This window comes from Streptomyces sp. (assembly GCF_031178505.1).
Classification (GTDB): domain Bacteria; phylum Actinomycetota; class Actinomycetes; order Streptomycetales; family Streptomycetaceae; genus Streptomyces; species Streptomyces gulbargensis.
The window spans coordinates 1-5951 of sequence record NZ_JAPSIW010000437.1; the positions used below are offsets into that span (position 1 = coordinate 1).

The 5951-nt window shown below is 72.7% G+C and carries 7 protein-coding genes; 1 reads left to right on the plus strand and 6 read right to left on the minus strand.

Translation table 11 applies throughout. From position 1 onward, the window contains the following. From RIF68_RS24475 to RIF68_RS24490, 4 genes are all read right to left on the minus strand, one after another. Window positions 1-1633, minus strand: a 1633-nt coding sequence (locus RIF68_RS24475; protein WP_309053455.1) for a polyamine aminopropyltransferase, incomplete at its 3' end; no start/stop codon positions are given. A gap of 75 nt (window positions 1634-1708) precedes the next feature. Beyond that, window positions 1709-2227 carry a DUF2617 family protein gene (locus RIF68_RS24480; RefSeq protein ID WP_309053456.1) on the minus strand — a complete coding sequence of 173 codons (519 nt, stop codon included), beginning with the start codon at window positions 2225-2227 and terminating at the stop codon, window positions 1709-1711. Between the two features lie 278 nt (window positions 2228-2505). Next, entirely contained in the window at window positions 2506-2709 is a 204-nt protein-coding gene (locus RIF68_RS24485) for a hypothetical protein (RefSeq protein ID WP_309053457.1), read from the minus strand. 16 nt (window positions 2710-2725) lie between these two features. Continuing rightward, window positions 2726-3001, minus strand: coding sequence for a hypothetical protein (locus RIF68_RS24490; RefSeq protein WP_309053458.1), 276 nt, complete (start codon window positions 2999-3001; stop codon window positions 2726-2728). Between the two features lie 77 nt (window positions 3002-3078). Here RIF68_RS24490 and RIF68_RS24495 point away from each other — a divergent pair, with 77 nt between their 5' ends. After that, window positions 3079-4248, plus strand: a complete 1170-nt coding sequence (locus RIF68_RS24495) for a pyridoxal phosphate-dependent aminotransferase (RefSeq protein WP_375165152.1) — start codon at window positions 3079-3081, stop codon at window positions 4246-4248. A 73-nt stretch (window positions 4249-4321) separates the two neighbouring features. On the opposite strand, the gene RIF68_RS24500 is transcribed toward RIF68_RS24495, so the two are convergent. Both RIF68_RS24500 and RIF68_RS24505 read right to left on the minus strand, forming a co-directional pair. Continuing rightward, the gene (locus tag RIF68_RS24500) at window positions 4322-4852 is read right to left on the minus strand and encodes a YbjN domain-containing protein (RefSeq protein WP_309053460.1); all 531 of its coding nucleotides are present in this window, start codon (window positions 4850-4852) and stop codon (window positions 4322-4324) included. 161 nt (window positions 4853-5013) lie between these two features. Next, window positions 5014-5951 (minus strand): AAA family ATPase (locus RIF68_RS24505; protein WP_309053461.1); only part of this gene is annotated, 938 nt, incomplete at its 5' end.

The window sequence follows — 5951 nt, forward strand, 5'->3', positions numbered from 1 at the left end:
GGTGCGCCGCCGCCGCGAGGGTGCCGGGCCCCAGGGAGCGGAGCCGGGGAGCGCCGGGGGCGAGCCCGAGGGCGGGCGGGCGCGGTCCGGGGACGGCCAGGACGAACCCCCAGTCCCCCGGCCCGCGCCCGGTCCCGCTGGTCCGGTCGGCGCGGTCGGGCCCGGCGGCGAAACCCGGCCTGCGGCCCGCGGCGCTGTACGGCCGGGTGGCGTACCCGGCGGCGCGCAGGGTGGCGTCCACGGTCCAGTAGGCGCGGGGCCGGTCGGTGACCGAACCGGCGTGGACGACGAGCCGCCCCGCGGGTGCGAGCGACCGGGCCGCGAGTCCGTAGAACTCCTGCGCGTACAGCTTGGTGCTGGGGGTGATGCCGGGGTCGGGGAGGTCGGAGATCAGCACGTCGTACCGCTCCCGCGCGCGGTCGGCGGCCTGCCGCAGGTAGTGGAAGGCGTCCTCATGGACCACCCGCACCCGCGGGTCCTGGTAGGCGTGCCCGTTGAGGCGGGCGAGGGCCGGGTCGGTGCGCGCGAGCCGTACGACGCCGGGGTCGAGCTCCACGACGGTCACGGACCGGACCCCGGGGTAGCGCAGCACCTCGCGGGCGGCGAGCCCGTCCCCGCCGCCGACGATCAGGACGCGCGCGTGCGGGCCGTTCATCGCCGGGTGGACGAGGGCCTCGTGGTAGCGGTACTCGTCGCGGCCGGAGACCCGCAGCCGGCCGTCGAGGAACAGGTCGGGCGGTCCCCCCGGGTCCCCGGTCAGCACGACCTCCTGCAGGTCGGTGTGGACGGCGACCCGCACCGCGTCCCCGTACACCGCCCGGCGCGCGGCCTCCTCGAAGTCGCCGACCAGCGCGGTGGCGGTGGCGAGGACGGCGAGCACGGCGAGGTTGACGGTGAGCAGCAGGGTGCGGGAGCGGGCGGTCAGTTCGCGCCGGAAGAACCACAGGACGAGGCCGCCGCCCGCGATCACGTTGACCGCGCCGGTGACGAGGGCGCCGGTGAGCTGCCCGAGCCAGGGCAGCAGGAGGAAGGGGAAGGCGAGCCCGCCGACGAGGGCGCCCACGTAGTCGGCGGCGAACAGGTCGGCGACGGTCCCCGCCGCGTCGTCCGGCTCCCCCGGCGCACCGGCCCCGCGCCCGCCGGCCGGGCGTCCCGCGCGCCCCGCGGCCGGGCCGGCCGCCCGGCCGGGATCCCGCTGCAGGAGGGACATGAGCAGCGGGATCTCGGCGCCGATGAGCACACCGATGGCGAGCGAGAACGCGACCAGCACGTGGCGCGACTCGCCGAGCCAGGCGAAGGTCGCGTACAGCGCCATGGCCGAGCAGCCGCCGATGAGCGCGAGCCCGCCCTCGACCAGGCCGAAGCCGACGGCGGCACGGCAGCGCAGCCGCTTGGCGAGGAGCGAGCCCACTCCCATCGCGAAGACCATCACGGAGAGCACGACGGAGGCCTGGGTGACCGAATCGCCGATCAAGTAGGAGGCCAGGGCGACGAGTTCGAGCTCGTAGACCAGCCCGCAGGCGGCGCAGACGAAGACCACGGCCAGGACCGGGTACCGCACCGTGTCGCGCGGCCGCACGGGCGGCCGCCGCCGCACCCTCGTGCGTGGCATGGTCACGGTCGGCTCGATCATGGCCGTAACGCTACGTCACACCTTCTGCACCCTTTGTCACCCACACGAGTGCATCTGGAGCGCCGGGAGGGCGCATCAGAGTGTTGCGGGCATACGCACGCCGATACGGGTCCTGGTGACCACCAGCTGTCCTTCCTGCGGGTAGGCGTGCCAGGTCCGCCAGCGCAGCTGGCCTTCGTGACGCTGCGCCAGCATCGCCGTGAAGGCGTGCGGGGAGCCGGGGAAGGTCCCCGCGAGACCGTTGGGGTGGTCGGCCACCAGGGCGAGCAACTCCTGCGCACGGCCCGCGAAGGAGCCGTGCGAGAGCGTCTCGACGCGGGCGGCGAATTCGTACTCCCATTCACCGACGCGCTTGGAGACGCCGAGCGGGAGAGGGGTGCTGCTGCCCGGCATACAGGCGACGGTCTCCGAACACGTCCGTCCCTCCTCCTCCAGGAGGACCTGATGGGAGGCGCCGAGGAGTCTCAACTGGAGCTTGGCGCCGGAGAGTTCGAGGTCGAGCACGGCGAGGGCGGGCAGCGGCTCCCGCCCGAGCGCCCAGGCCAGGTCGGCCGCGCGCGTATCGGTGTAGGAGGTCTTCAGGGTCGTGAGCATGGGTCGGCTCCGCAAACACGGTTTGACGGGTGGGCCGGGGGCGCCCCGGAGAAGGGTTTCAACGGGAGTGGGGGATCGCCGGCTCGGGTCCACACACGGTCCGAGGGCTGTCTCTGTCAGGAGCGAGAGAACCACGGACGCCGGACGACTCGCAGCGTTTTTACCCAACTTGCTGTGTTTTCCAACCCCTTCGGGGACACCTCAGTTCAATTGTTCAATCGGAATCGATCGTCTCCGACCGGACCTGAGCCCCCTGCCGATCACTCGTCACCGGTGTCTCAGTCGCCTCCGCCCCCTCCTCCGCAGCCGCCGCCACCGCCGCAGCTCCAGGAGCTGCCGCCGCAGCCACCCCCGACACCGTCACCTCCGCCGCCGTCGCCCCAGCCACGGCGCTTCCGCTTCGGGCCGGAGAAACGGTGACGGACGGTGGAGACCACGCCGACGAGGACGATCAGACCGAAGATCGCGACGAGAGCACCCATGGGAGCCACACACCTTTCAGCTGCACGAGGAGGACGAGCTGGAGCACGAGGACGAGCAGGAGGAGCAGGACGAGGAGGAGCACGACGCGGCGGCCGGGTCCCCCGACCCGCACGAGGACGACGAGGACGAGGAGGACGAGGAGGCGGACGACACGCCGGCGGCACCGGCCGGGCCCGCCCACCAGCTGTCCCCGCCGCGCGTGTGAACGGTGGTGCGCAGCCCCCGGGCCACGACCCCCACGACGGCCCCGAGCACCAGCGCGATGCCGAGGACGAACAGTGCGATGTTCATGCCAGGGCGATCCCCTCACGGGGCCCGCGCCAAAGCGCACTTGAGCAAGTCCAGAGCTTCCCCCCAGGATGACGGTCATGACACGACCGCCGCTCAACCGCCGCCTCGCCGAGTTCGGCACGACGATCTTCGCCGAGATGTCCGCGCTCGCCGCCCGGACCGGTTCGATCAACCTCGGTCAGGGCTTCCCCGACACCGACGGCCCGGAGGAGATCCGGGAGGCCGCGGTCCGCGCGCTGCGGGAGGGCCGCGGGAACCAGTACCCGCCCGGCCCCGGCGTCCCCGAACTGCGGACCGCCGTCGGCGACCACCAGCGCGAGCGGTACGGCCTGGTGTACGACCCCGACACGGAGGTCCTGGTCACGGCCGGCGCGACCGAGGCCATCGCCGCGGCGCTGCTTGCGCTGGTCGAGCCGGGGGACGAGGTCGTCGCCCTGGAGCCGTACTACGACTCGTACGCCGCCTGCGTCGCCATGGCCGGCGGGACCCGCGTCCCCGTCACCCTCCGGCCGCACGAGGGCACCTACGTCCTCGACCTGGACGAGCTCCGGGCGGCCGTCACCGACCGCACCCGGCTGATCCTCCTCAACACCCCGCACAACCCCACCGGCACCGTCCTCACCCGGGCCGAGCTGACGGCCATCGCCGAGCTGGCCGTCGAGCGGGACCTGCTCGTCGTCACCGACGAGGTCTACGAGCACCTGGTCTTCGACGGGGCGGAGCACGTGCCGATCGCGAGCCTGCCCGGCATGCGGGAGCGGACCGTCACCATCGGCTCCGCCGGCAAGACGTTCTCCTTCACCGGCTGGAAGGTCGGCTGGATCACCGCGAGCCCCGAGCTGACCGCCGCCGTCCGCTCCGCGAAGCAGTTCCTCACGTACGTGTCCTCCGGCCCCTTCCAGTACGCGGTCGCCGAGGCCCTGCGCCTCCCCGCCGCCTACTTCGACGGCCTCCGCGCGGACCTGAGCGCCAAGCGGGACCTGCTGTGCGAGGGGCTCGCCCAGGCCGGCTTCGAGGTCTACCGCCCGGCCGGCACCTACTTCGTCACCACCGACATCCGCCCCCTCGGCGCCACCGACGGCTTCGCCTTCTGCCGCTCCCTCCCCGAACGCGCGGGCGTCGTCGCCATCCCCAACGCCGTCTTCTACGACCACCGCGACCAGGGCGCCCCCTTCGTCCGCTTCGCCTTCTGCAAGCGGACCGAGGTCCTGGAGGAGGCCGTCACCCGTCTCAAGCGACTCGCCTGACAAGGCCGGTGAGCACGACGGAGCCCGGCCCCCTCCGCGGGGGCCGGGCTCCGTTCCGTGGGTGCCGGGAGACCTACTGGTCGCCCTCGGCCTTGTCCTCCGGGGAGGCGAGGCCGAACTGCTCCACGATCCACTTGTCGAACTCGATCGAGGCGCGGACCCAGCTGACCGTGGAGGACACGAAGTGCTCCAGGGCGACGCCGGTGCCGATCAGCATCTGGGCCTCGCCGATGAGGCGGAGGGTGGCGGAGCCGTCCTCGTCCTCGTGGAGGTGCGTGTAGACCTTGGGCCACAGGGTGCGGCGGTTCCAGTCGTCGATCGCGTCCAGGATCTTGGCGCGGTCGTCGGCCGAGTGCGGGCGGTCGTAGAACGTCCGCACCGAGAAGACCTGCTGCTCGTCCTCTCCGCGGAACATGAAGTACGTGCGGAATTCCTCCCACGGCGCCGCGAGGTCACCCTCGTCGTCGACGACGTACTTCAGCTCCATCTGGTCGAGGAGCTGCTTGACCAGGTCCTGGTCGGGGACGACGGGGCCCGCCGGTCCTGCGGCCTGAGGCTGCGGCTGGCCCCCGAAATTCGGAATCGAGGACGGGTCGATGCTCACCGTGTATTTCCCTTCGTACGGATGCCCGCCATCCTCCCCCATGCCGGGCGGTCGGTGGCAAGCCCCGCCACGCGACATCCGCCGAGATCCGCTCCCGGCTGACACGATCTCGCCCACGTGGGGGCGCCCGGGCCACCCACGTGGGGGCCCGGGCGGCGGGCTCAGGCCGTGACCGGGCCGACGATCAGGCCGTCCTCGAAGCGGTCCACACGGACCGTGTCGCCGTCGCGGACCTCGCCCGCCAGGATCTCCCTGGCGAGCCGGTCGCCGATCGCCGTCTGGATCAGCCGGCGCAGCGGCCGGGCGCCGTACGCCGGGTCGTTGCCCTCGTCGGCCAGCCACTCCAGGGCCGCCGGGGTGACGTCCAGGGTCAGCCGGCGCTCGGCCAGCCGCTTGGCGAGGCGGCCGATCTGGAGCTGCGCGATCCGGCCCAGCTCGGTCTTGTCGAGCGCGGAGAAGACCACCAGGTCGTCCAGCCGGTTGAGGAACTCCGGCTTGAAGCTCGCCCGCACGACCTCCAGGACCTGCTCCTTCTTCTCCTCGGCGGAGGACAGCGGGTCCACGAGGTACTGGCTGCCCAGGTTCGAGGTGAGGATCAGGATCGTGTTGCGGAAGTCCACGGTCCGGCCCTGCCCGTCGGTGAGGCGGCCGTCGTCCAGGACCTGGAGCAGGATGTCGAAGACCTCCGGGTGCGCCTTCTCCACCTCGTCCAGGAGCACCACGCTGTACGGGCGCCGCCGCACGGCCTCCGTGAGCTGACCGCCCTCCTCGTAGCCGACGTAGCCGGGGGGCGCGCCGACGAGCCGGGCGACCGAGTGCTTCTCGGAGTACTCCGACATGTCGATGCGGACCATGGCCCGCTCGTCGTCGAAGAGGAAGTCCGCGAGCGCCTTCGCCAGCTCCGTCTTGCCGACGCCCGTCGGGCCGAGGAAGAGGAAGGAGCCCGTCGGCCGGTCGGGGTCCGCGATGCCCGCGCGGGTGCGGCGCACGGCGTCGGAGACGGCCCGTACGGCCTCGCTCTGGCCGATCAGCCGCTTGCCGAGCTCGTCCTCCATGCGCAGGAGCTTCTGCGTCTCGCCCTCCAGGAGACGGCCCGCGG

Excerpts from the sequence above, each read along its gene's own strand:
- RIF68_RS24480 (WP_309053456.1), bottom strand. The coding sequence starts at position 2,227 with ATGCTCACGACCCTGAAGACCTCCTACACCGATACGCGCGCGGCCGAC.
- RIF68_RS24485 (WP_309053457.1), bottom strand. The coding sequence starts at position 2,709 with ATGGGTGCTCTCGTCGCGATCTTCGGTCTGATCGTCCTCGTCGGCGTG.
- RIF68_RS24490 (WP_309053458.1), bottom strand. The coding sequence starts at position 3,001 with ATGAACATCGCACTGTTCGTCCTCGGCATCGCGCTGGTGCTCGGGGCC.
- RIF68_RS24495 (WP_375165152.1), top strand. The coding sequence starts at position 3,079 with ATGACACGACCGCCGCTCAACCGCCGCCTCGCCGAGTTCGGCACGACG.